The sequence below is a fragment of the Wolbachia endosymbiont (group A) of Sphaerophoria taeniata genome, assembly GCF_947250735.1.
In the GTDB taxonomy this organism is placed as follows: domain Bacteria; phylum Pseudomonadota; class Alphaproteobacteria; order Rickettsiales; family Anaplasmataceae; genus Wolbachia.
Genome location: NZ_OX366344.1, coordinates 595897 through 620958 on the forward strand (window position 1 = coordinate 595897; position 25062 = coordinate 620958).

Consider the following 25062-nt stretch of genomic DNA (forward strand, 5'->3'; position numbering starts at 1 on the left):
AATGGCTATTTATAATGAATTTTGTCAGTAACTGCCAGTTCTTTTCACTTGAGCGATGCAACAAAGCCCACTGGGATCCAGCTTCTATGCAACTTAATTAAAAACGTTTGTTTTAGCGTAAGACAACTACCTTTAGCTCATCAGCTCAGTTATAAGCAAAATTTCTGGATTCCAGACTGGAATGACATCATCTGTTGTGCAATTTATCTTCAAAAATGAATATTCGTACAGTTATGTTCCCAGACACTGGCATGACATCATTTGTTTATCTGTTGAAAATGTAAATCGGAAAATAGCGTGGCACTTTGTACCACGCTTAGTGATGTAAGCTTAATCCAGTAATTAAATTAAGCGAGGTAAAACAAAAGATAACAACAATATATAATGTTCGTTTTTTTATGTCAAGCACTTTTTTTATCTGCTTCAAACTTTTTTTTATCTGCTTCGATTAGATAAGGGATTTCAATATTAATTCTGCACTACTTGCAGTTTTTGTAATGGGTCTGCCAATGACGATATAATCAGCTCCTAAATTTATTGCTTCTCTTGGTGTTGCTGTTCTTTTTTGGTCGTCATGACCTGGATCTATACGAATTCCTGGAGTAATAATTTTAAAGTCTTCACCGCATTCTCGGCGCACTTCTTGAGCTTCTAGTGCAGAGCAGACTATTCCATAGAGTCCAATCTTTTTTGCAAGTTTTGCAAGCAAAATTACCTGTGATTTTGCCTCTCTTGCTACTCCAAGCTCGTTTAAATCCTCATTGCTCATACTAGTTAGCACTGTCACTCCAATCAGCTTTATTTTTGTGCCTTGCAATACACTTAGCGCTTCTTCAAGCATTTTTGTTCCGCCACTGATGTGCAGAGTTAACATTTCAACACTTAGAACTTTTATTACTTCAACTGTTTTAGCTACAGTGCTCGGAATATCATACAATTTCAGATCTAAAAAAATTGGTACATTGCATTTTGCAACTTCTTGCACTCCAGAGAGACCATGAGCAGCAAAAAATTCTAATCCCAGCTTTACCATGCCAACTTTATTACGTAAGGCATTAGCTAGAGAAATAGCCTTATTTAAGTCTTGTGTATCCAGTGCGCATATTATTGGGTTCATTATCTTGCATAATTTTTTTTATAATAAAGCTAATTATTATGTTTTGCAAATACCTTCACTCTGACTACGTTCATAAGATTCTGTCAATAGTGAATTTGGCAATTTGATCGGGGTGGATGAGCGACTGTTATATCCAGAATCTTCCAGTAAAAAATCAAACGTTTCCTCTGATGGTGATTCACATCTAGAATCTTCACCTGGCATAAATTGCATAATTTCCTTCAATATAAACTTTATTTTTTGAGTCTCCTGTAATATTATTTTTCTACTATGATCTCCGATCGCTTCATTAGCGTTTACCAATTTTTCTACCTTGTCTATCACAGATTCTAACATTTCCAGTAAATAACCCTTTTTTTCTTCTGCATTTCTCAACAAACCTTCTTCAAGTTGTTCTATTTGAGCGTCTTGCTTCAAAAGTAAATTTTTTAAACTTTTCACTTCGTTATTACAATCTTTTCTTATCCCATCTAACTCAAAAGATTGATTTTTAATTAAATCATCTGCTTTATATAGCTCTTCAAATTTCCTTTTTAATTCTTGAGATAAGTTTTTATTTTTCTGATTAATTTCTTTAAATCTATATTGTAATTCATCTAATTCTACACAAAGTTCTTCTTGTCTTTTATGTAATTCTTCTTTTTTTTACATAATATATGTTTTTCCTTACATAACTTGTTTATTTCCTTATCTAATTTCTCTTTTTCTTTAGATAATTTTTCTATTTCCTTATGCAATTCTTCATTTTTTAATTCTGCATGTTTATTATTGTCTATTTTCCTTTTCAATTCCGTTATGCGTTTTTCTTTTTCAGCTAGATTACCTTCTTTTTCTTGTAAATGTTCACATAAACGCGTGATTTCATAAAGTAATTCTTCTTCTTGCTTACCAAGCTCATCTTTTTCCTTCGTTATCTTTTTCAATTCGTCTGTTATTTCAAATATGTGATTCGCTTTGGCTTCTAATCTTTTCTCTAAAGATTTTTTTTCTTCAAGAAGAGATTCTCTCTCAACTTCTGACTCATTTACTTTCTGATCCAATTTTTTTGCTCTCTTGTCTAAATTTTGCTTTTCTCGAGTTAATTCACGTGATTGATTCTTTAATTTTTCCACTTCTTTGTTTGCAGCTTCTTCAGCTTCCTTTCCTAGAGTTATTTTATTTTCTAACTCTTGCTCTTTCTGAGCGAATTTATTTCTCTCAACTTCCAGTTTCTTATTATTACTAATTATTTTATACGAAAGTGCAAGCACCAAAACAGATAATGTAGCTAAAGCAAGAATTAGAGGAAGAGGCACATTAGAAGTTACAGTAAGCGCTAAAGATGTAAGTAACGTAAGAGTAGCTAAGGAACTAGCTACAAAATAAAATGTGTTAGCTTTGTTAAACAAATTGCTCATTACTCCCCTCCCCTCATGAACAAAACTTCAGCAGTCTTGTATATATTTGTTAAGATTCTCTTATCTGTGGAGGTCCCTGCACTTACATCGTTAAGGTGTGATAGGAATTATTTGTTGCATCTCTAAAAAGCGATAAATTAGGGCTGCCGGTACTTGTATTAGGATTTTCGTGATTTAGTTGCTCTGAATTTTCTTTATTCTCATCCTCATCTTCCTTTTTAGGAGATAGAGATTTTCTAGAATATCTTCTTGGTGTGGATGTGCGAGGAGAAAGTGGTTTCGGGAAAGTTAGTCCATTAGCAAGCTTATTTTCACCTGTTCCTTCAAATTCTGATGAATGTTTACTACTCAGATCCTTTATCATTTCCAGTGAATTAGTTGCTTCTTGTACTGCATTTTCTTGTAATGAAATTCGTTCCAGCATGCTTAGCGTTTCCTCGTACTTGTTAATATTTTCGTTGAACTTCTTTTCCGCTTTTAGAGCTTTATTAAAAAGAGTTTTATCAATATTAGAATTTTCAGATGAGTGCTTTTTGTTTTGTTTATGTAAACCAATATTTCTACTTGTCATATTGAGGGATGCCTTTAGATCCTCTATTTCTTTTGTTATCTTTTTTTCTAACTCCTCATTTTTATTTTCATCTCCCCCTTTTCCTTCTGATTCATCATACAGTTCTTCTCCTGATTCATCATATAGTTCTTCTTGTGATTCTAACTGTTTCTTTAACCACTCTATTTCCTCATTTAGCCTTTCAATTTCGCTTTCTAAACCCTGCTTTTCTCGAGTTAATTCATTTAGTTGATTATTCAATTCCTCCACTTCTTTGCTTGCAGCTTCTTTAGCTTCTTTTTCTAGAGTTATTTTATTTTCTAACTCTTGTACCTTACTCTCAAATTGTTGTTTTACGCTTTCTAACTCTTGCTCTTTTTCAGCAAATTTATTTTTCTCAACCTCTATTTTCTTATTATTACTAATCATCTTTCATGAAAGTGCGAGTATCAAAGTAGATAGTATAGATAAACTCAAGGCAACAGGAAGAGCTACATTAAAGGCTGCAATTGGAGATAAGAATGCAACATAAGGAGCAACAGCAAGTGTCCCAGATGCAAGCAATACCAAAGTAGCAAAAGCACCAGCTATAAGATATGGTGCATTGGTTTTACTATACAAATCCCTCATCCTCACAACTAATAATGATTATAATAGTATGGATATCAAAGGAAGTAAAGCTATAAAAATCAGTATAAGTCTATATTCACTATGTATTTCCCGTCTTCAGTTTCAAGCTCAGACTGCATCCACTCTATCATTTCCGCATTGCAAACTGCTTGTAGGTCATTCTGCGCGGATTGATTCAATTTGTCCTCTCTTAGATCTGCTTTTATCACTAATTTCTTTATCAAATGCTTAACTGATACATTATTATCTGCTTTTATCTTTCTGATAATGTTTAATATCTGCACGCAATTGTCTCCCATTTCCTCTGAATATTTATCGTAGATAAGCTCTTCTTTGCTCGGCCAATTACTTTGATTGTGTACAGAATTATAACTATACAACTGGTGGTATATCTCTTCTGTAATGTAAGGCAAAAAAGGTGCAAATAACCGCAAAATAACATTTAACACATACGCCAAGCTTTGTTTTGCACTTAAGGTTGCTTCACTGCTTCCGTACGCGCGTTTTTTTACTAATTCCAAGTAGTTATCACAAAAATCCTTCCAAAAAAATTCCTCTATTACGTCCAAAGCTTCGCAGTATTCAAACTGTAATAGGTTATTCGTTGCTCTTTCTATAACTTTGTATAACTTAGACAATATCCACTTATCTATTGTCTCGTGAGCAGAATTTATGCTCATTACTTGATGCTTTTCCATGAACATGGAAACAAACTTGCTAGCGTTCCAAAGTTTTGTAACTAGGCGCTTGCCAATTTTAAATATATTTTCAGAGTAGACTGTATCAACTCCAAGCCTTGAGTTCGCTGCCCAATAGCGTACTACATCAGCTCCATAAGTTTCAAGTATTACATGAGGAGTGATGATGTTACCTTTTGATTTACTCATCTTTTTCTTATCATCGGCTAAACACCAACCGCTGATCATAATGTTTTTCCAAGGTAAAGAATCTGCATGATAATGTGCTTTCAAAATCGTATAAAAAGCCCAAGTTCTTATTATCTCATGGCTCTGGCTGCGCAGATCTGCAGGAAATATTGTATTATAGCGATGATTTGGTAAGCTAAACTCACTGTTTACTGCCAGTGCACTTAGTTGAGGAGTAATTGAACTTGTGGCCCAGGTATCCATTACATCTTGATCTGGGATAACCTCTTCTTTGCTATACCCTTTTGGCAAATCTTTGAGTGGATCTATAGGTAGGTCCTTTATCTCAGCTAGAATAATTTTACCTTCTTCTCCCTTACGTTTGGAATACCACGCTGGAAATGGCACACCAAAATAGCGCTGCCTTGAGATGCACCAGTCCCAATTTAGCCCTTCTATCCACACTTCCATACGTTTACGCATAGTAGCTGGATGCCAATTGCATTCTTTTGCTTTATCTAATACTTGAGCTTTTTGCTCTAAGGTCTTGATAAACCATTGATAAGTAGGCAATATCTCAAGTGGTGCACCAGACCTTTCTGCGCACTTAACAGAATGAGAAATGTTAGTGCTTTCTATTAGTAACTCCTTCTCAGTTAGGATTTCGATCATCCTCTTTCTTGCTGCTGTAACTTTCAATCCATTGATTTCATTGTAGATTCCAGCGTCACGCGCTGGAATGACGCCGGGGTGTGGTGGAATGACGTCTTCTTTTGTCATCTGAGTAGCCCTTTCTCCTGTCATCCGAGTAGCCCCTATGGTGTCATCCCAGTGCCCAGACACTGGGATCCATTCTTCTATTTCCTGGATTCCAGTGCCACCTATGGTGTCATCCCAGTGCCCAGACACTGGGATCCATGCTCTTTCCTTCTGACCATGTGGTGGATGCAGGTTCATCCTCCCATCCTGATCGATGATAATTTTCATCGGCAGATTATGCTTTTGCTGCCAATATATGTCGAGCTCATCACCGAATGTACAACACATAACAAGCCCAGTGCCTTTATCTACTTTAACCTTATCATCAGCTATTATTGGAATTTTTTCCTTTGTTATTGGCGCTACGGCTGTTCTGCCAATCAGATGGGTGTAGCGTGCATCCTCTGGGTGGCAAAAAACTGCAACACATGCGGGAAGTAACTCAGGTCGCGTAGTTGCAATATTGATCTGCTCATTTTCGTGAGTAGAGAAAACTATCGTATTTAAGGATGACTCAAAAACTTTATCTTCTATTTCTGCTTGCGCAATTGCGGTTTTATCAACCGGATCCCAAAGAATAGGTTGCATTTTTCTATATGCATACCCTTTATTATATAGATCGATAAACGACATTTGAGAAAGTGTCACAGTTTCCTTGCTGATCGTGTGATATTCCAAACTCCAGTCATAACTAATGCCGACCGATTTAAATAGTTCCTTAAATTCTTGCTTTGATTTTTCAATAACTTCATGGCACATCTCTATAAATTTTTCTCTGCCAACTTCTTTTGCACGTGTTTTATAGGTTTGTTCAACCAATCTTTCAGTGGGAAGCCCGTTATCATCAAACCCAATTGGATAAAACACATCTTTTCCCAGCATGCGCTGAAACCTTGCAATAAAGTCTGTATGGCAATAGCTGAATATATGGCCAATATGGAGTTTTCCCGATATTGTTGGTGGAGGTGTGTCTATAGTGAAAGTGTTATCCTTTTCACCATTCCATTTATAAACTTTACTACCTTCCCATAATATGTTGTATTTGTCTTCAATTTCTTTAAAGCCGTATTTTTCTTTTAACATAAATATTTCTCAATTTTAAACCTTAAGCTAGCAACGTCATACCGCGATTCATTCGCGTTATCTCAGCCGCTAACACGTAGCGGAATACTCAACCGTCATACCGCCACGAACCGTCATACCGCGATTCATTCGCGGTATCTCAGCCGCTAACACGTAGCAGGATACTTAACCGTCATACGCCGCGGTATCTCTAGATCCCGCTAACAAGCAGCGGGATGACGAGGTTATCGTCATACCACCACGAACCGTCATACCGCGATTCATTCGCGGTATCTCAGCCGCTAACACGTAGCAGGATACTTAACCGTCATACCGCCGCGGTATCTCTTAGCATAGATCCCGCTAACAAGCAGAGGGATGACGATTGTCGATAAACCTAAATTACTTTAGCTATAGCACAATTAAGCAAATACGGCTACGCCAAAATTTTACGAGCATAACACACTATGGAAAATATTACTTGACGTTAAGTTTTAAAGGCATCATACTACCTTAAATATTATTTATATTGAGATTTAATATGTTGAATTATGATAATTTAAGAAGTATCAGTAGTGGCTTAGATAATGGTTCTAATATAAACAAAGAAACAAAACAAAAACTAAAGACTCTTTTAAAAGATATATTAGAAGTAAAAGATGCACAAAAAATAGGAGACAAAGTAGTTGAAATAAGAAACAAAATAATAAATGAACTAAAAACTGAGTTAACAGAGGGAGTGAAAGATGCTCTAAAAACTGAGTTAACAGAGGGAGTGAAAACTCAACTCAAAGCTGAACTATTAAATGAAATACAAGAAAAAGCAAATAAATTTGAGCAGATAGAGAAGGAAAAAACAGACTTACAAACTCAATTGGCTAAAGCTGAGGAGGAAAAAAATAAAGCATTAGAAGCTGAAAAGCAGAAAGCTGAGGAAGCATTGAAAACTAAAACACAAGAATTAGAAACTAAAAACACTGAAGCTGCAAATTTACAGACAGATTTGAAAGCTAAAGAGAAAGAAATAGCACAACTAAAACAACAACAGCCAAATGCTGAAATTGAGAAGTTAAAGACTGAAGTTAAGAAGTTAGAGGAGGAAAAACAAACACTAGATGCTGCAAATCAGAAAGCTGAGAAGGAAAAAACAGAATTAGAAACTAAATTCAATGCAGCTGAGCAGCAACAGCAAGAATTAAAAGATAAAATAGAAACATTAGAAGGTGAAAAGCAGAAAGCTGAGGAGAAAGTTAAGCAGTTACAGCAGGAAAAAACAGGCTTACAACAGCAACTAGATAATTTAATAAAAGATAATACTGCAATTGAGGATTTATTTGCAGAAGGTTCAATAAAGACAGAGATAGAAGGTCTAATTGAATTAACAGGTCAAGATTTAGGAGACAAACTTAAGAGCTTATATGATGGAAAATTAAAGAGCACAATAGAAGATATAATAGGCAGTAATTTATCAAAAATGAAAGATGAAGAGAAGGAGAAATTGCATGAAGAGTTACAAATCAAAATAGAATCTATAATAGGGACTGATCAAAGTAAAAATGCAGATGAAATTGTGGATTCGATTAAGAAAGAGTTAAAGAACAGTATAATAAATGCAAGTAAGTTCAGTAAGGAAGTTGCGGACTTAAAGGTAGAATTAGAAGATGCAAAAAAAGAAGCCGAGAAGGAGAAAAATAAAGCACTAGAAGATGCAAAGAATAAAGCTAAAGATCAAATAACCAAATTAAATGATGAAGTTAAAAGCCTAAAGAAAGACTTAGAAGATAAAAATGATCGAGTTCAGCAATTAGAGAAGAAAAATAAAGAATTAGAAGCTAAAAACAAAACAATTGAGCAACCAAAACAAAGCAATGCAGCACGGTACACTGCTGGTGTTGGTATGGGTCTTGCTGCTGGACTGATAGCATTTACTGCACTTGAACGTACAGTTAGGTTAGAGATGTTAGTAATGATTGGTATAGCAGTAGCATCTGCACTCGTAGCTGGTAGTATTACATATGTAGCATTACCTAGTATTCAAGTAGATGGAGCGAAAGCACAAGAAGTAAATGAGAATGGGAAAAAGAAGTAACAAAGGCACTGGGCTGAAACCGTCATAAAGGAACCAGCGTCAGCTACTTGGATGACAAGAAGAGGGCGCTGGGATGAAATCATTATAGAGTGAACCAGTGTCACACTACTAGGATGACATCCTGACAATCGTCATCCCGCTACTTGTTAGCGGGATGACAAGAAAGGAGCAGCAGGATGACGCCTCACCATGTCATTTGAGTAGCGGACACTGGAATGGCTTTGTTGCATCGCTAGCTATGATGGATTAAAGATAAAAAAGATGGAGAATATCAGTAGCTTATTATTCTGGTGTTTATAACAAGAACGGTCAGTGAATACCTAAATTTTAACAATCTCAATTATCACATACCATAACAAAAAAGTCAACCCACACCTTAGGTTGCAAAATCCCAAAAAGCAGCCAGAATAGAATAAGCAAACATTTACGAATTAAATTTAGTGGATAATCACCAAATAAGGGTATTGATATCAACCATACTCTGCAGAATCGCAATATGGTATGACTACATGCTCTTCACTGATTTGATTAACATAATTAGCAGAGAGTTTTGTTTTGCAAAAGATGTCTACAGTAACATACTGCAATTATTTGGAATTGTAGGGCTAGGTGCAATTGTAAGGCCACTTGGTGCATTCATATTTGGTCACGTTGGTGACAGATATGGAAGAAGGATAGCATTAATAATTACTATCTTGCTAATATCGATACCATCAAGTCTCATTGCATTTATTCCAAGTCACAATCAAGTAGGTATAATTTCTACTATATTGCTTCTTGCAATACATGTGACACAAGGAATTGCACTTGGTGGTGAACAAGGAAGTTCTGTTTATCTTATAGAACATTTATCCAGTAGGAAAGAGAACTTAGGGATGTATTTTGGAATAATGGGCTTTGGCCGCTCCATTGGTGTCTTGCTTTCTGCGGTGATAGTAATTATCTGCAAAAAAACTACTGATTTTTGTACCTGGGGTTGGAGATTGCCATTTGTTTTCTCAGCTATTTTAGGATTAATTAGCGCGTATAGCATATACACATTGGGAGAAACTCCAGCATATGAAAAAAATCGAAAACAAAGAAATTTACCTGATTTGCCAATAATAGAGCTTATAAAGCGCCACAAGAGAGCTCTTATACTTGCTATTTTAATATCTGTACCTGTTAATGTTGCTGTCGGATTTACCATATTTCTTCGAACACTCGCAAAGGAAATAGCATCAGTGGATGTGTATGTAACGACATATATCAACGAAATTGTGCTCATTATAACCAGTGTATTAATGCCGATATCTTCAATAGCGTTTGGAATGTTGGCTGATAAAGTTGGAAAAGAGCGCACTGCAATCTTATTTATAGCAATTACAATGGCACTATGTTGTCCTGCGTTATCTATTGCATATTACTACAAAAATTACCTTATAATTATGCTTAGTGTAATGGCTCTTTCTATAATAGAAAGAGGTATAGTTCCCATAGGAATAGTTGCATCTGAACTCTTTCCCACCAATGTTAGATTTAGTGGTGTGAGCTTATCACGCAACATCTCTTATGCGTTACATGGAGGATTTACTCCTATGGTTTGTATTTGGTTGACTGTAACATTTCCTCAAACAAACCTTGCTGCTGGGCTTTATATAGTCTTCTGCTTGTTGATCAGTGTGGTAGCAATATTGCAAATAAAACCGCAAGATAAAAAATGTGATTGGTCTTAGTTTTCTCTTATGTGATTTGATAGTGATCTCCACCGGAAAAGGGTTTCATCTAAGTAGCTAACACCCTGACAACCGTCATCCCGCTGCTTGTTAGCGGGATGACGGTTGTCAGGGTGTCATCCGAGTAGCCTCTTCTTGTTATCCGAGTAGCCCCTTCTCCTGTCATCCCAGTGCTCTTTTTTTGTCATCCGAGTAGCCCCTTTTTTGTCATCCCAGTGCCCAGACACTGGGATCCAGCCTTTATCATGTAATTTCATCATATAAATCTTTCCATTTCTGATGTGTCTGTATATAAACATAATAACTTTTCATATATAGGAAATAAATTTACTGGATCCCAGTGTCTGGGCACTGGGATGACACCATTTGCTGTGCAATTTACCTTCAAAAATGAATGTTCGTACAGCTATGTGTCAGCTACTTGCATGACACCCTGCTGGTGGGACAATGTTTGTATAGTTGTGCGTCACGCGCTGGAATGACGAATTACTTAACCGTCATACCGTCACGGTATCTCCTAGCATAGATCCCGCTAACACGTAGCGGGATGACGAATTTGTATCGGAAAACAAGTAGCATGACGGTTTGTCAAATGTCTCTCAGTCTTTCAAAAAAATCCTTTAACAAAAAAGAGCATTCTGTTTCTAATATCCCACCATAAACTTCAGGTATATGGCTGCAAAATTGAAATATCTTAGCACCATTTTCAATTCCTCCACCTTTTGGATTATAAGCTCCAAAGTACAATCGTTTAATTCTAGCAAAGGAAATAGCTTGAGCACACATCGGACATGGTTCTAATGTTACGTATATGTCAGAATCATAAAGCGTTGAAGTTGAGAGCAACTCACATGCCTGCTTGATCGCTAACATCTCTGCATGTGCAGTTGGATCATTGGATATGTTGTGTGCAGAAGAAACGACATTGCTTCCACTAACTATTACGGCACCTATGGGAACCTCATCATCTTTCTGAGCAAGTTTGGCTTGCTCTATGGCAAGCTCCATATATTGATACTTGAACACTTTCCTTTGCTAATCTTCTTTTTTTAAATTTTATTAACTGCTGCCTTAATAAACGATATAAAAAGAGGATGAGGAGAAAACGGCTTTGATTGAAACTCTGGATGAAACTGCACACCAATAAACCACGGATGACTCTCTAACTCCACTGCCTCTATGCACGTTCCATCTTCTGATATGCCACTGCATAGAAGCCCATTTTTTTCCAAATCATCTTTATAATCTGAATTGATTATGTATCTATGCCTGTGTCTCTCTGAAATAGTAGTGTTACTATATGCATCCATCATTTTAGAGCTTGCATTTATATTACATTTGTATGCCCCAAGTCTCATGGTTCCACCAAGATCGTCATCTTGATCGCCAGCTAACTTAACGATTGGATGTTTACAGTTATGAAATTCTTCAGAGTGTGCATCTTCAAGCTTAACAACATTACGAGCAAACTCAATAATTGCAAGCTGCATACCAAGGCAAATTCCGAAAAATGGGATATTATTTGTACGGGCATAATTTATTGCTAATACTTTACCCTCTACTCCGTCATCACCAAACCCCCCTGGGACAAGAATTGCATGAGAATTCTGTAACTTCTCCCCTATAAGCTTTTCATTTATAGGTTTTTCTTCCTTCTCTCTTGAGTTAACCCAATTTATCTTTACTTTGACTTTATTACTAATCGCACCATGATTTAATGCTTCAACTAGTGATTTATACGCATCAGGGAATTCGGTGTATTTTCCCACTATAGACACAGTAACTTCCTGTGTTGGGTGCCTTATAGAATGCACTATTTGATCCCATTCAATCAAGCTTGGTTTTGGCTCACTTAAATGAAAGTGCTCCAAAATTTGCGTATCAAGCCCACATTGGCTATACAACACCGGTAACTCATATATATGACTCACATCAGGAGCAGGTATCACATTGGACAAAGAAACATTGCAAAGCTTAGCTATTTTCTCTCTCTGATTATCGAAAATTTCTTTCTCACTGCGGCATAATATAATATCTGGTTGTAACCCCGCGGAATTTAACTCTCGAACTGAATGCTGCGTTGGTTTTGTCTTTAATTCTTGCGCTGCGGTAAGATATGGTATTAAAGTTAAGTGAATAAGGATAACTCTTTGTTTTCCTAATGTGTAGTTAACTTGGCGTATAGCCTCCAAAAATGGTTGGCTTTCAATGTCACCTACAGTTCCGCCTATTTCACATATTACAAAATCTAAACCTTCCGTACCATTAAAAATGAACGATTTGATTAAATCTGTCACATGAGGAATGACTTGCACAGTTTTGCCCAGATAATCACCACGCCTCTCTTTCTTCAACAACTCATGATATATCTTACCAGTTGTTATATTGTCATCTTTTGTTGCTTTAATTCCAGTAAAACGCTCATAATGCCCAAGATCCAAATCAGTTTCAGCACCATCCTCGGTAACAAACACCTCTCCGTGCTGAGTTGGGTTCATTGTCCCAGGATCAATGTTGAGATACGGGTCAAGTTTTCTGATACGGATCTTAAAACCGTAAGCTTGAAGAAGCGCACCAACGCTTGAAGCAACTAAGCCTTTACCAAGCGATGACACAACTCCACCTGTGACAAAGATAAATTTAGCTTCCTTCATTAATTTTCAAATGGAACAGAAGTAGGTTCACTTTCTTGCTTTTTTTCTAATATAATTTTCTCTGCAATCGATTTTTTATGTACGTCTTTTGAATATAATCCTGACAATAGCAATGTGTTTATAATAAACAATCCAGCAACAATAGCCGTTATTCTGCTGAGCGGGTTTTCAGAAGATTTTACCGGAATCATCGAATTGACTCCCTGTTGTGTATTACTAAAACCACTTAACGAACTACTCCCAGGCGGCTGCAAGAGCACTAAAATTACTAACACAACAACCAATATTACTTGAAATATACTTAATACCGCTACTGACATTATAGATAGAGCTGAAAATAAAAATTTTAGGAGCATAAAGTGCATAAGTCAAGAACATCTGTCACCCAAGTAGCTTGGAATCTAAGTATGTATTTACTGCCTACCTTATTTTGGTTAGCATATGCATAAAACTGTGGGCTTAATATGTATCACATTTTAAAATACAAAGATTATGAACCAAAAATAGACGAAAGTGCTTTCATCGCAGGTGGTTCGCATATCATAGGCAAGGTTGAAATAGGAAAAGATGCGAGCATCTGGTTTAATTGTGTGGTCAGAGGGGACGTTGGATCAATAAAAATAGGTGATGGAACAAATATTCAAGATGGAACGGTAATTCATGTGGATAGAAACCCAGGTGGTGATACAACTATTGGCAATATGGTAACAGTGGGACATTTTTGTATGTTGCATGCATGTATGGTGCATGATAAAGCGTTTATTGGTATGGGCTCTACCGTGATGGACCATGCAGTTGTGGAGCCTGAAGCTATGGTAGCTGTTGGCTCGCTAGTGACACATGGAAAAGTAATAAAAAGTGGGGAAATATGGGCTGGCAGGCCAGCAAAGTTCTTCAAAAAAATGTCGAATGAAGAAATTAAACATATTACACAATCAGCACAAAATTATATTATGCTAATGAAGGAATATAAAAATTAAAGTTCGCGTGAGGCTAATTTATACTACCAACCCTATTGAGGGACTGCATAGACAGATTAGAAAATTCACTAAAACTAAGGGCTCATTTACTAGCTTGTACAAACAGGTATATTGTGCTATAAAAAAGGCAGAGCAAAATTGGACTATCCTAATTGGGCTTTAACTATATCTCAACTTGATATTTTCTTTCCTGGTAGATTGAAAATTGAGTTGAGTTAAAAATGCGGTTTGACACACTTTTTTGAACATTTCCTTATTGCCTGTTTTTACAATTTTGAATTGATTCCTTAGGTTATGCAAGAGGTCTATTGAGCAAATCCAATAATATCCTTGATTTCTTTTATATTATGGGTTGCAATTTCTGCTGCTTTCTTTGTACCTTTTTTTAATATTTCATGTAAATGGAATTGGTCTTTTAAAAGATCATTCATTCTCTCACGTATGGGTGATATAACACTGATAATTAAATCAGCTAACTCTTTTTTGAAGTGCTTCATGTCATGTTTGTTCACTTCTTCACACACTTTTTCCACACTTAAATTACTAAGCACTGAATAAATGTTTATCAAATTGCTTATCTCTGGTCGGCACTCTAAAGTAGCAAAATCAAAGCCTAGAATTGAATCTGTTTTTGCTTTTTCTATTTTTTTAACAATTAAGTCATCTGTATCATCAAGGTTAATGCACGAATATTCTGAAGGGTCAGATTTACTCATCTTGCTTGTACCATCTCTTAAGCTCATTATTCTTGATGTGCAATCCAAAGTTAAGATTTCAGGTACTATGAAATAATCCAGTTTATAATGATTGTTAAAAGCTGATGCAATATCACGTGCAAGCTCCAAATGCTGTTTTTGATCATCACCAACAGGAACGTATTTAGTTTGATACAACAATATATCTGCAGCCATAAGTACTGGATAACTATATAATCCAAGAGAGGCTTTTTGTTTATCGCCGCCAGCTTTATCTTTAAATTGAGTCATGCGATTAAGCCAACCAATTGGTGTATAGCACCCAAGCAGCCAGCCCAGTTCTGCATGACCACTAACCGTGAACTGATTAAAAATAATGGACTTTTCTGGATCTATTCCACATGCAATATAAGCTGCTGCTGTTTTGAAAATATTACTTTTTAATTCACTTGCGAGAAGCTTATTTGCTGTGATTGCATGTAGGTCGACAATACAAAAAAGAGATTTGTATTTATCCTGTAAGTCTATCCACTGTTTGATTGCACCAAGATAATTACCTAAATGTAGTACGCCACTTGGCTGGATACCTGAAAAGACAATACTTGTCATTATACATTTACCTCATGCTAATCGCTTCCACAATCAGCAGATTTCTTAGAAAGAATAACCATTGCAGGACGGAGCAACCTATTTTTGATAGTATAACCAGTCTGTAGTACTTCTATAATAGTGCCAGGCTCTTTTTCATTGTCTTCTCTTTCCACAACAGCTTGGTGTAAATTACTATCAAAAAGCTCACCAAGTGGATCTACTTCCTCTATTCCATGTTTTTTTAGATCATTTATAATTTTTTGATAAGCTACTTTAATCCCCTCATGAACAGGATCACCGTCTTTCAAAATTTCCATTACTTTTTTTAAATTGTCGCACGAGTCGATCATATCACGTGCAAATTTTGTGACTGCATAGTCACTTGCATCGCTAATTTGCTTTTGCATTATACGTTTGACGTTTTCATTATCTGCAACAGCACGGCGTAAATGATCTTCAAGCTGAGCTGCACGTTCTTTTAATGTATTGAGATCTTCATTTAAATCATCAGTTTGCTTATGGTTATCACTTTGTTGGTCGTCACCTTTTTGCCTATTTACCATATCGGCAAATTTCCTCTTTTTTTCTTTACTGCTGTCTGACATATCACTATCCTTAAGAATCTAATAAATATATAGCAATTAATTCGAAAATATCAAGCACCAGCTACATTTGTCTTTCTATGCTCGCATTTAAAAAGTCAATTAAAGTAATTTTATAAAAAGAATCAGAAAAAGTACTAATATCATTTTGTGCCATATTAATGTAGTGTCTAGCTTTTTCCATAGAAAGCTGAATGGCATTATGGTGATTAATATAGTGTAATGCTTGGTCAAAATTGTGTCTAGCTGAAGAAAAGCATTTTTCCCAGAATTTTTGCTCTGCTGGACTGCCCTTTTCGTATGCTATAATAGCAGGTAAGGTGACTTTACCTTCGAAAAAGTCTTTTCCGACTTGTTTTCCAGAAGTGCCTTGATTAGCAGTATAATCGAGCATATCATCAACTATTTGAAATGCCATACCAAAATTAAAACCAAAATTCTTTAGCCTCTCTGTTTCGTCATTTGTTGCACCAGATACTGTAGATGCAGCTTCACAGCATGCAGAAAATAAAGATGCTGTCTTTTCTCCAATGATATCAAAATAATTTTCCCTGACTGTGTGGGGGTCAAAACATGTTGTCATCTGCTTTATTTCACCCTTCACAAGTAAATGCGATGCTTTAGATAAAATAGAGAGAATATTTAAATTTCCACACTCTATAAGCCATCTAAATGCTAGAGTCAACAATAGATCACCAACTAAAATGCTTGATTTATTTCCCCAAATCTTATTCGCTGTTTTAACTCCATGGCGTGCCTCACTTTCATCGAGCACATCATCATGAAGTAAAGTAGCATTGTGTATAAACTCTACCGATGCAGCAACGTTGATCCTATCCTCCCCAGAATAGTTTAGCATTTTACATATAATAAAAACTAGTTTAGGCCTTATTTTTTTTCCACCTGAACTAACAAGATGAGATATAATATCAGTAGCAAGCTTAGCACCTTCATCATTGACATTTTTGAAGATAAAGTCCTTCATAGCTGATAAATCAGAAGATACGACATCGTCTAATTTACCATTATTTGTTAAATCAGTATTTAGCATTTTAAAGAGACTTATGCTTCTTGTCCCTGTGCTTTCTCGTTCTCTACTTTCTTCTTTTCTGTTTTCTTTGGTTCTGTTTCTAAAGTTACTATGCCTTTTTTAATGAACCATAGTACTCTTTCAGTTGCTTGCGCGCCTACACTTAGCCAATGTTTTAATCTATCAGCCTTCACCACAACACGATTTTTATTGTCTTTTGGTAACATTGGATCATATTGTCCTATTTTCTCAATAAAACGCCCATCTCTTGGTGCTCGTGAATCAGCTACAACTATCCTATAAAAAGGGCGTTTCTTTGCGCCAAACCTTGCCAACCTTATTTTAACTACCATGTTAACCTTTATTCATATATTAGTCACAATTTTATACAATGAGCCGTTTTAAGTCAAATGAATTATACAACTTTTGCACCTTATAATATAATTACCAATAATGTAGGGCAGCGCCGGGCGCACAACTATACGAACATTCATTTTTGAAGGTAAATTGCACAGCAAATGGTGTCATTCCAGTCTGGAATCCAGCCTTTTCATAATCATTAAAATGTTGTATTTTAACATAAAACGGCTACTTTTATACTTAATAAAATTCCTGGATCCCAGTGTCTGGGCACTGGGATGACATCCTTCCTAGTGAAGATTGCTCTCAAATCGCAATGTTCGTACAGTTGTGTGTCTGGGCACTGGATGCGTTTGAAGCAACTTATAAGATTTTTGACTATATATCATCAAGTATAGCGTGATTAACTTCGACTTTATACTTTGATTCCAGATAGCTAATTAATTGCTCTTTTAGCGATATCATCACACGTTTTCCGGTGTCAAGCGTGTTTAATTTACCATTTGATGAATGCATTTCTTTTAGAACACCTATTATAATTTCATTATTGTATTGAATAGGGTCTGTCACTGAACCAGTTGTTTTCATATTGAAAATCTCTTCTACAAAAGAAAAGGGGTAGTTTTGTTGATCCACTTCATTGCGTTGCATCTGCTGACCTTTAACTAATTCCACACCTTGAATTTCTTCCAAATCTGTTTTTTCTCTTAGTTGAATTGCAACCTCTTGCCCAATTTTAAACATTCTTTCTTTTATAAACTCACTACACCAAAGCTCTACCGCTAATGCCCTGCCTTCTTCAAAACTTTGCAATTTGGGTGGAACGATATCAATGATTTTTACACTAACAACAGCGTCCCCAACGCCCTTGAAATAACCTTTCTGATCCTTTTCTCGCGAAAAAATGAAAGAAATTAAATCACTAGAATCTCCTACGTTATTACCGCTTTGATCTTTTCCACTCACATCTACTGGACCAATAGTTTGTATAGGTAAATTATATTCACTCAATATTTCTTCAATTTCTGAACCATTGTATATCTTATAGTTCACTTGGTTTATGAAATCATTGACTCTTTCAAAAGACTTTTGGTTAGTTAGAATTGACTTTATGTCTTTTTTTAAATCAACTAAGTCTTCATCAGAGATTTGATGCGCACTTTCCACTTTTATTATATGCCAACCAAAACTGCTTGCTAAAACTTCACTTACTTCACCTACTTTGAGAGCAAATACCTTTTCCCTCACGTCTTCTGGTAAAAAATCCTTAGTTATATTATTTACTCTAGTTTCCTCAAGTTTTGCTTTGCCAAACTCTCCTACTATCTGTTCAAAGCTTGTTTTACCCTCCTCAAATGCTCTTCTTGCTGTCTCAGCTTCTTCTTTGGTAGAAAATATTACATTGAATACATCTCTTTGATCTTTTAGTTCCTGTTGTTCTATTATACCATCAACTTCTTCATCTGAGATCTTGATTTGATCTTCAAAATACTTTTGGCCTAGGGAAATATATTGCGCAGTTCGATACTCAGGATAATAAAAATGGGATTTATTTCTTTCGTACAAATCAAGTAAGGCTTGATCATCTGGTTCAGGAATGTTTGTAACTGCATCTTCAGTTATTTTAACAATATCAACCACTCTAGTTTGGTAGCGACTTTTGTATATCTGCTCATCAACTCTCTCGCCAAAAGTTACCGGATAATTATCTTTAAATAACGAAGTCATGAACATCATTGCAGGCAGAACTTTCTCTAGCTTTGCTATATACTCTTTCTCTGTCATATGCAGGTCATTTAGCGTTTCATGGAATTTATTTTTGTCAAATTCGCCTTTATCATTTTGAAAGTATTTGGTATTTTTAATATGGTTTTTTATAGACTCTTCTCCAACTGTCAACCCCAGCTCACTAATTAGGTTAAACAATAGTTTTTGCTCTATAAGTGCGTTAAGCAAATCATATTTCAGCTTTTTTACTTGTTCTCTACTCGCATCAGATCCAGAAATTTGCTTTTCATAATTTTGATATAGTGATTTATACTCATCTGACGTTATAACTTCTTTTCCAACCCTAGCTACCTCTTCTTTTTCATCATCACCTGATAAAAGGTTGCCAATTCCCATGAAGACTAATAAGCAAGCTAAAAGGACAACGGTTACTTTAGTGAAAAAATTTTTAACATTCATTTTAAACTCAGTTAATTAATGGTTAATTATAGAATAGTGATAATTTAATTCTTGTAAACCTGTTGCTTTATTAGCCAATATATATAATATTACAATATATTAACTTAAAATTTAACTCTTTTCTTAAATAGAAACATATGTTTGACTAAGTTATACTATACCTTAAGAAGGGAAAATATTTTTTTGAATCGTTTGAAATATGCTTAAACGTAAGCGCATTTAATTAACTTAAGAGGTGGGAAGTGACAAACAAAAAGTCATTGAATGACAAAATTAATGCTTTTTTAGTTTTAATAGCTTATATTTTAGCTCTGTATAACAGTAAGGGATACTTTAAATGGGAGATGCTTTTTTGATGTCAATGGAATCTTCTAAGGGCAATAACGATAGAAATAAAAAGTTTCTAATACAAATAGCTGCTTGGTTAGTAGACAACACTGGTTTAACTTTTAATCAAATAGCACAATGCTGTAGGTTGGCCCTTGAAGAAGTACAAGACATAGCTGATGAGGAAATAGAAGTTGAAAGATATAACCCTATTATTTCTGGGGTAATTACTGAAAAAGAAATCGATGATTGCAAAAAAAATTCAAACCGTGTACCAAATTTGATTATAAAAAATATAAAAAAAAGGAGTAAAGCGATTGGTAGCATTCTTGGCTCTGCCTATACGGCAAGGCGTAGAGATAAACCTGATGCGATTTATTATTTAGTAAAAAAATTTCCTATCTTGGATAATAACGTTATAGCTAAATTAATTAGTACAACAAATTACACAGTTGAGCAAGTAAGAGATGGATCTCATCATAACATGCAAAATATAAAACCCCAAGATCCTGTACTACTTGGCTTATGTAGTCAAGAAAATTTAGAAGCAGAAGTGGAAAAAGCAAAAGTAGAAGAAGAGAAGCAAGAAAGGTTAAAAAATATAAAGAATAGCTATTGAAAATCCTCAAATTTTTGTGCTTTGTTAACATTAAATTAACTTGACTTGCTAGTGTTTATTAGTATAATGTAAGTAAAGTACGGGGTTTAATAATAATTAAGCTTAATACGCACTAAAACTAGCTCAGCCTAATTTATTATCTTATAGTCACATTTTAGGTTAGTAAGCATCAATTAAAATTTTTGGAGGATTATGACAATAATCAATGAAGATGTTTTGGCAAAAGGAAAGGTTACAGCTCAACCTGAAAAAAGTGAGCAAATTCACAATAACGATACAGTAAAACAGATGGTCAATGAAGGTACTGAGAAAAACAGAAAAACATTAGATCTGAGCGAATTAAAAGAGAAAACAGCAGAAGAATTGTTAGAGTTAGCTGAAGAAAGAAAAATTTCAACTAACGGTAAAAGCAATGGTAGAATGCTAAAGCAGGAAATGATATTCAGCTTAATGAAGAAAATGAGCGAAGAAGGAGGCATAACCACAGGGAGTGGAATAGTGGAAATATTGCCTGATGGTTTCGGTTTCTTACGTTCAGCAAGTGCAAATTATGCTCCAAGTACCGATGATGTTTATATTTCTAACGGGCAAATAAAGAAGTTTAATTTACGTACAGGAGATATGGCATGTGGAGAAATAAGGCCACCTGGTGATAAAGAAAGATATTTTACTTTAACTAAGGTTCAAAGTATAAACTCTACTGAAGTCAGTGAATTAAGAAAGTACGTCCATTTTGATAATTTGCTTCCTCTTTATCCTGAGGAAAGCATAGTACTTGAGTGTAATAGTGGTGATGATAAAAAAGGCTTAAGCATGCGTGCTATAGATATAGTAGCTCCTCTTGGGAAAGGGCAAAGAGCGTTAGTAGTTGCTCCACCTCGCACAGGAAAAACTGTATTGCTTCAGCAAATGGCTAACTCTATAGCTATAAATCACCCTGAAATAGAATTAATAGTGTTACTTATAGATGAAAGACCTGAAGAAGTAACAGATATGATACGTTCTGTAAAAGGTGAGGTAGTGAGTTCTACGTTTGATGAGCCTGCTTACCGTCACGTACAGCTTGCTGAAATAGTAATAGAAAAAGCTAAAAGAATGGTTGAGCATAAAAAAGATGTGGTAATCCTACTTGACAATATTACTAGACTTGCACGTGCTTATAACGCTGTTATTCCTTCGTCTGGGAAAGTTCTAACTGGTGGTGTGGATTCAAATGCACTGCAGAGACCCAAGCGTTTTTTTGGAGCGGCTCGTAATATTGAAAATGGTGGTTCTTTGACAATCATCGCTACAGCTCTTATAGACACTGGTTCAAAAATGGATGAGGTTATTTTTGAAGAGTTTAAAGGTACAGGAAACGCTGAGATTATACTTGATAGAAAACTTTCTGATAAACGTATATTTCCAGCTATTGACATTACAAAATCCGGAACAAGGAAGGAAGAGCTATTAGTTGATAAGGCTATACTAAATAAAATATGGGTGTTGCGTAGAATACTCAATCCTATGGGATCTGTTGAAGCAATGGAATTTTTACGTGACAAACTACTTTTAACAAAGAGCAATGCTGACTTTTTTAACTCCATGAATCACTAAAAGTAAGCCAGTTATGATGGATATGCTGAGCAAAAAGTAAAACGCTTTTATAGTTAAAATAATTGTATCCGTTCAGGCAATGGCGAACTTAGGGAGCGTTAAATAAACTATACGCGTCAAGTTAAGAAGCAAAGGTAAGAAAATTCAATGAACTTAAGGTGGATACTCTAGTCTTTCTATATCTGTCTTTCACAGAAAATTGTGACCAGTTTGTGGTAAGTTTTTTCAGGAAAATTCTCAAATTATTAATTTTGCTGCTTAACGCTAAAAACAAGTAACCGTTCACGGATTGTGAGAATGAATAAAGAACTAAGCAGTCGTAACTTTTGGAAGGGATTTTGGCCATTGAGACGTGATGTCAAAAATATCGACAACATTCTTCCACGAACCTTTCCCCACGTTCCAACCAGGTGAAAAAGCTGTTTTTACGATAGCCGTCTAATTTGCCGTTCTGCAAGGTTGTTGATTGACTTCAGGCTTTCGTAAAAACTTCCACACCATATCCTCGGCCTTAACATCTTAATGGCCATTCTCAAACCATTTACAAGCCTCGTCATTTCATGAAAAAACCCTTCTTTCGCATTAGTTGTGTAGCATCTTTTAATATTAACAAGGCCTATAATAGTGCAGCACTGCCTTACGTATTGCCAATCCAAATTCTACTTGCTGTAAAATAACACAATCTGCTACATCGCTGCTAATCTCAATCCCTCTATTTATTGGCCCTGGGTGCATAACAATCGCATCTGGTTTTGCGTATGATAGCTTTTGTGAATCAAGTCCATACAAATGAAAATATTCTTTCTCTGAAGAACTATTATTCATGCGCTCTTTCTGCAGCCTCAAAAGCATAATTACGTCAGCATCCTTTATACCTTCAATTAATGAATAATGGACTGAATCTACTTCAGGAAAATGCTTACAAATCAAAGTTGGTGGTGCGACCAAGCATATTTTTGCTCCAAACATTTTTAGCAATCTTATATTTGATCTTGCAACTCTACTGTGCAGAATATCTCCACATATCACAACTTTGAGGTCCTTTATTTGCTTTTTATGATTGATGATTACAAGATAATCTGCAAGAGCTTGAGTTGGGTGTTCACTGCTTCCATCGCCTGCGTTGATTAGCGAGCAGCTAACATTCTTAGCCAGCATATTAACAGTACCGCTATTTTTTTGCCTGATTATCATGTAATCAGGATTCATTGCATTTAATGTTTTGATCATGTCTTTTAGATCTTCTCCCTTGTTAATAGAAGAAGATCTTATTGGCAAAGTTACAACATTTGCTCCAAGGCTTTTTGCTGCTATTTCAAAAGACGCAAGTGTACGCGTTGAATCTTCAAAAAATAAATTTATTACTGTCTTATTTTCCAAGATATGACTATTTGCAGCTTCTTTTTTAAGGTACTGGTTAGCCAACTTAGTTATATTTTCTACATCATCGACTGTAAGGTCTGAGATGTTTAACAAATTCCTTCTCTTGTTCATAATTTCCTTTTCAACTACTTGAACCTATTCTACTTTCTTATTATTGTTTTTCAATAGACCTCTTGTGCAGCAATTGTTTTGGTGAAAGAACAGAAAAAGATAGTAAAGTCAAAATTAAGTTAGAAGGAAGAAAAAGTTCAGCGAGTCAAGAGTAAGGTACATTAGCATAAATCTTTCATCCCAGTGTTCAGTGGCACTGGGGATTACTTCCACTTACACTCATCCGCTATCATAACAGCCTCAAGAAGATGCTTCTCAAGTTCACTTAGAGGTAAATCACTTTGTGGATAATTTCCCCAAGACTTTAGTATATCGGAAGTTTCAATGCCTTCAATAACAGGGTATTCTTGGTTTTTTTTAGCGTATAGCTCTTGAGCCTGCTTGCTTACTAAAAATTCCAATAAGACTATAGCATTTTCCCTGTTTTTTGCGTTTTTTGTTACTGCTGCACCACTGATGTTTACCATTACGCCGTGATCATTGCGATTAGGAAAAAAAGCCCCTAGCTTGTCTATAACATTCTTTTTATTTTCTGATGAAAGAATTCTTGCAAAGTAATAACTATTTACTATTGCAACATCTCCTTCACCAGCAGCTACAGCATAAATTTGGTCAGTATCACCACCACTTGGTTTTCTTGCCATATTACTCACAATTCCACTTACCCATTCTTTCGTCTTTTCAAAACCATTATTTGCAATCATAAAAGCAATCAATGACCGGTTATATGGACTTGTAGAAGAACGCACTAATATTTTTCCTTTCCATTTTTCATTTGCTAAATCTTCATAAGTACTTAAGTTTTTAGGATTTACTGACTCTTTATTATAAACTAATATTCTGGTTCTTTTTGTAAGGCCAAACCAATAATCTTCACTATCTCTAAATTTTGCAGGTATAACACTTTTTAAAATCTCTGAATCCACTTGAGATAAAAGCCCTCTTTTTTTTGCCAAAATCAGGTTCACTGCATCTGCAGTTAAAAGCAAGTCAGCTTCACCGCCATTTTCCATGCGTGAAAGTAGCTGAGAATAATCATCAATGATGTAACGTACTTTAATGCCTGTATTTTTTGTAAATTCATCAAATAAAGTACGTACTAATTCTTCTTTGCGCGATGAATAGACATTCACTACTTGTGAATTGTCAGTTCCGCTGTTTTTATACAAAAAAGTAATGACTATTAATACAACTGCTATTAAGGATGTGAATATAAAGGCTTTTTTCATATTGGATAAAAAATAACTTCTTTCAGTTAAAGATACTCAAATAGCGCAATCTTAGCAAGTGTAAAATTCGTTAGATGTAGCTAATATAATTTGGATTTACCGAAGTCAATGTATGAAATAATCGAAATTGTCATTCCAGCGCGTGACGCTAAGCCATAAAACCTACTTGACAAACTCCGCCAGCCCCCTTATCATGAAACTGAAGGTATTCAGTTATCTTTATCTGTGCAGATTAAACAGCAAGAAAACAACGTGGTTGGCGTCTTATTTTTAATTTTTTGCACTATGTGCACCTTATGTCTTCACAATATTTCTAGGTTTTTACCTACACAAGCTGAAACGCGCTTATAAGTCGTTTAAGACAGTATAGTACGCCAATTTGCAGGATTAGAGAGTGACAACTAGCTAACACGGGATTTCTTTTGCCTTTTTTTCTGCTTAGTAAATTTCTTAAACATTTGAACTAAGGTGAGCTGCACTTAAAAGCAGCTAAATTGAAGTGTTTAAGACTTA

At 35.4% G+C, this 25062-nt stretch carries 24 protein-coding genes and 2 pseudogenes; 8 read left to right on the forward strand and 18 right to left on the reverse strand.

The window, feature by feature from the left end; genetic code table 11:
- Positions 1–21: 21 nt before the first annotated feature.
- Positions 22–219 carry a hypothetical protein gene (locus tag OOK84_RS03005; protein ID WP_264732427.1) on the forward strand — a complete coding sequence of 66 codons (198 nt, stop codon included), beginning with the start codon at positions 22–24 and terminating at the stop codon, positions 217–219.
- Between the two features lie 229 nt (positions 220–448).
- Here the strand turns inward: OOK84_RS03005 and pyrF are convergent, their stop codons facing one another.
- The 6 genes from pyrF to OOK84_RS03035 form a co-directional block, all read right to left on the reverse strand.
- Complete coding sequence (gene pyrF, locus OOK84_RS03010) at positions 449–1117, reverse strand: orotidine-5'-phosphate decarboxylase (protein WP_264732429.1); 669 nt, start codon at positions 1115–1117, stop codon at positions 449–451.
- Between the two features lie 36 nt (positions 1118–1153).
- The gene (locus OOK84_RS03015; protein WP_264732431.1) at positions 1154–1558 is read right to left on the reverse strand and encodes a hypothetical protein; all 405 of its coding nucleotides are present in this window, start codon (positions 1556–1558) and stop codon (positions 1154–1156) included.
- Positions 1559–1719: 161 nt separating this feature from the next.
- Complete coding sequence (locus tag OOK84_RS03020; RefSeq protein WP_264732433.1) at positions 1720–2514, reverse strand: hypothetical protein; 795 nt, start codon at positions 2512–2514, stop codon at positions 1720–1722.
- An 82-nt stretch (positions 2515–2596) separates the two neighbouring features.
- On the reverse strand, positions 2597–3493 hold the full coding sequence (locus OOK84_RS03025; protein ID WP_264732435.1) for a coiled-coil domain-containing protein: 897 nt from the start codon (positions 3491–3493) through the stop codon (positions 2597–2599).
- Between the two features lie 3 nt (positions 3494–3496).
- Positions 3497–3685, reverse strand: a complete 189-nt coding sequence (locus OOK84_RS03030; RefSeq protein ID WP_264732436.1) for a hypothetical protein — start codon at positions 3683–3685, stop codon at positions 3497–3499.
- Positions 3686–3753: 68 nt separating this feature from the next.
- Positions 3754–6402 (reverse strand): valine--tRNA ligase, encoded by a 2649-nt coding sequence (locus tag OOK84_RS03035; protein WP_264732438.1) that lies wholly within the window; start codon positions 6400–6402, stop codon positions 3754–3756.
- 520 nt (positions 6403–6922) lie between these two features.
- On the opposite strand from OOK84_RS03035, the gene OOK84_RS03040 reads away from it, so the two are divergent.
- Both OOK84_RS03040 and OOK84_RS03045 read left to right on the forward strand, forming a co-directional pair.
- Positions 6923–8470, forward strand: a complete 1548-nt coding sequence (locus OOK84_RS03040; RefSeq protein WP_264732439.1) for a coiled-coil domain-containing protein — start codon at positions 6923–6925, stop codon at positions 8468–8470.
- Positions 8471–8910: 440 nt separating this feature from the next.
- Positions 8911–10185, forward strand: a complete 1275-nt coding sequence (locus OOK84_RS03045) for an MFS transporter (RefSeq protein WP_264732440.1) — start codon at positions 8911–8913, stop codon at positions 10183–10185.
- A 116-nt stretch (positions 10186–10301) separates the two neighbouring features.
- Here OOK84_RS03045 and OOK84_RS03050 read toward each other — a convergent pair whose 3' ends face one another.
- The gene (locus OOK84_RS03050; protein ID WP_264732442.1) at positions 10302–10445 is read right to left on the reverse strand and encodes a hypothetical protein; all 144 of its coding nucleotides are present in this window, start codon (positions 10443–10445) and stop codon (positions 10302–10304) included.
- A gap of 21 nt (positions 10446–10466) precedes the next feature.
- Between OOK84_RS03050 and OOK84_RS03055 the strand changes: the two genes are divergently transcribed.
- On the forward strand, positions 10467–10667 hold the full coding sequence (locus OOK84_RS03055; protein WP_264732445.1) for a hypothetical protein: 201 nt from the start codon (positions 10467–10469) through the stop codon (positions 10665–10667).
- Between the two features lie 106 nt (positions 10668–10773).
- Here the strand turns inward: OOK84_RS03055 and OOK84_RS03060 are convergent, their stop codons facing one another.
- From OOK84_RS03060 to secG, 3 genes are read right to left on the reverse strand one after another with little or no spacing between them, the layout of a single operon-like run.
- On the reverse strand, positions 10774–11193 hold the full coding sequence (locus OOK84_RS03060) for a nucleoside deaminase (RefSeq protein ID WP_264732554.1): 420 nt from the start codon (positions 11191–11193) through the stop codon (positions 10774–10776).
- 41 nt (positions 11194–11234) lie between these two features.
- The gene (locus tag OOK84_RS03065) at positions 11235–12839 is read right to left on the reverse strand and encodes a CTP synthase (protein ID WP_264732447.1); all 1605 of its coding nucleotides are present in this window, start codon (positions 12837–12839) and stop codon (positions 11235–11237) included.
- Positions 12839–13159, reverse strand: a complete 321-nt coding sequence (gene secG, locus OOK84_RS03070) for a preprotein translocase subunit SecG (RefSeq protein WP_264732556.1) — start codon at positions 13157–13159, stop codon at positions 12839–12841. The genes OOK84_RS03065 and secG overlap by 1 nt, the downstream gene beginning before the upstream one ends.
- 144 nt (positions 13160–13303) lie before the next feature.
- On the opposite strand from secG, the gene OOK84_RS03075 reads away from it, so the two are divergent.
- Positions 13304–13819: a gamma carbonic anhydrase family protein gene (locus OOK84_RS03075; protein WP_264732449.1), complete on the forward strand. Its 516-nt coding sequence runs from the start codon at positions 13304–13306 to the stop codon at positions 13817–13819.
- 10 nt (positions 13820–13829) lie between these two features.
- A pseudogene (locus tag OOK84_RS03080) lies at positions 13830–14038 on the forward strand (IS256 family transposase); the annotation flags it as partial.
- Between the two features lie 86 nt (positions 14039–14124).
- On the opposite strand, the gene trpS reads toward OOK84_RS03080, so the two are convergent.
- The 5 genes from trpS to OOK84_RS03105 form a co-directional block, all read right to left on the reverse strand.
- The gene (gene trpS, locus OOK84_RS03085; RefSeq protein WP_264732451.1) at positions 14125–15123 is read right to left on the reverse strand and encodes a tryptophan--tRNA ligase; all 999 of its coding nucleotides are present in this window, start codon (positions 15121–15123) and stop codon (positions 14125–14127) included.
- Between the two features lie 17 nt (positions 15124–15140).
- Positions 15141–15710, reverse strand: coding sequence for a nucleotide exchange factor GrpE (locus OOK84_RS03090; RefSeq protein ID WP_253307254.1), 570 nt, complete (start codon positions 15708–15710; stop codon positions 15141–15143).
- Between the two features lie 61 nt (positions 15711–15771).
- On the reverse strand, positions 15772–16758 hold the full coding sequence (locus OOK84_RS03095; protein WP_264732453.1) for a polyprenyl synthetase family protein: 987 nt from the start codon (positions 16756–16758) through the stop codon (positions 15772–15774).
- Between the two features lie 11 nt (positions 16759–16769).
- On the reverse strand, positions 16770–17090 hold the full coding sequence (gene rpsP, locus OOK84_RS03100; RefSeq protein WP_253307256.1) for a 30S ribosomal protein S16: 321 nt from the start codon (positions 17088–17090) through the stop codon (positions 16770–16772).
- Between the two features lie 385 nt (positions 17091–17475).
- Complete coding sequence (locus tag OOK84_RS03105) at positions 17476–19284, reverse strand: peptidylprolyl isomerase (RefSeq protein ID WP_264732455.1); 1809 nt, start codon at positions 19282–19284, stop codon at positions 17476–17478.
- Positions 19285–19621: 337 nt separating this feature from the next.
- On the opposite strand from OOK84_RS03105, the gene OOK84_RS03110 reads away from it, so the two are divergent.
- On the forward strand, positions 19622–20230 hold the full coding sequence (locus OOK84_RS03110) for a cell cycle transcriptional regulator TrcR (protein ID WP_264732457.1): 609 nt from the start codon (positions 19622–19624) through the stop codon (positions 20228–20230).
- Between the two features lie 192 nt (positions 20231–20422).
- Entirely contained in the window at positions 20423–21826 is a 1404-nt protein-coding gene (gene rho, locus OOK84_RS03115; protein ID WP_264732459.1) for a transcription termination factor Rho, read from the forward strand.
- 121 nt (positions 21827–21947) lie between these two features.
- Here rho and OOK84_RS03120 read toward each other — a convergent pair.
- From OOK84_RS03120 to OOK84_RS03130, 3 genes and pseudogenes are all read right to left on the reverse strand, one after another.
- Positions 21948–22100 (reverse strand): annotated as a pseudogene (locus OOK84_RS03120) (IS4 family transposase); the annotation flags it as partial.
- Between the two features lie 332 nt (positions 22101–22432).
- Positions 22433–23320: an aspartate carbamoyltransferase catalytic subunit gene (locus OOK84_RS03125; RefSeq protein WP_264732460.1), complete on the reverse strand. Its 888-nt coding sequence runs from the start codon at positions 23318–23320 to the stop codon at positions 22433–22435.
- Positions 23321–23523: 203 nt separating this feature from the next.
- Positions 23524–24549, reverse strand: a complete 1026-nt coding sequence (locus OOK84_RS03130) for an extracellular solute-binding protein (protein WP_264732462.1) — start codon at positions 24547–24549, stop codon at positions 23524–23526.
- Positions 24550–25062 lie beyond the last annotated feature (513 nt).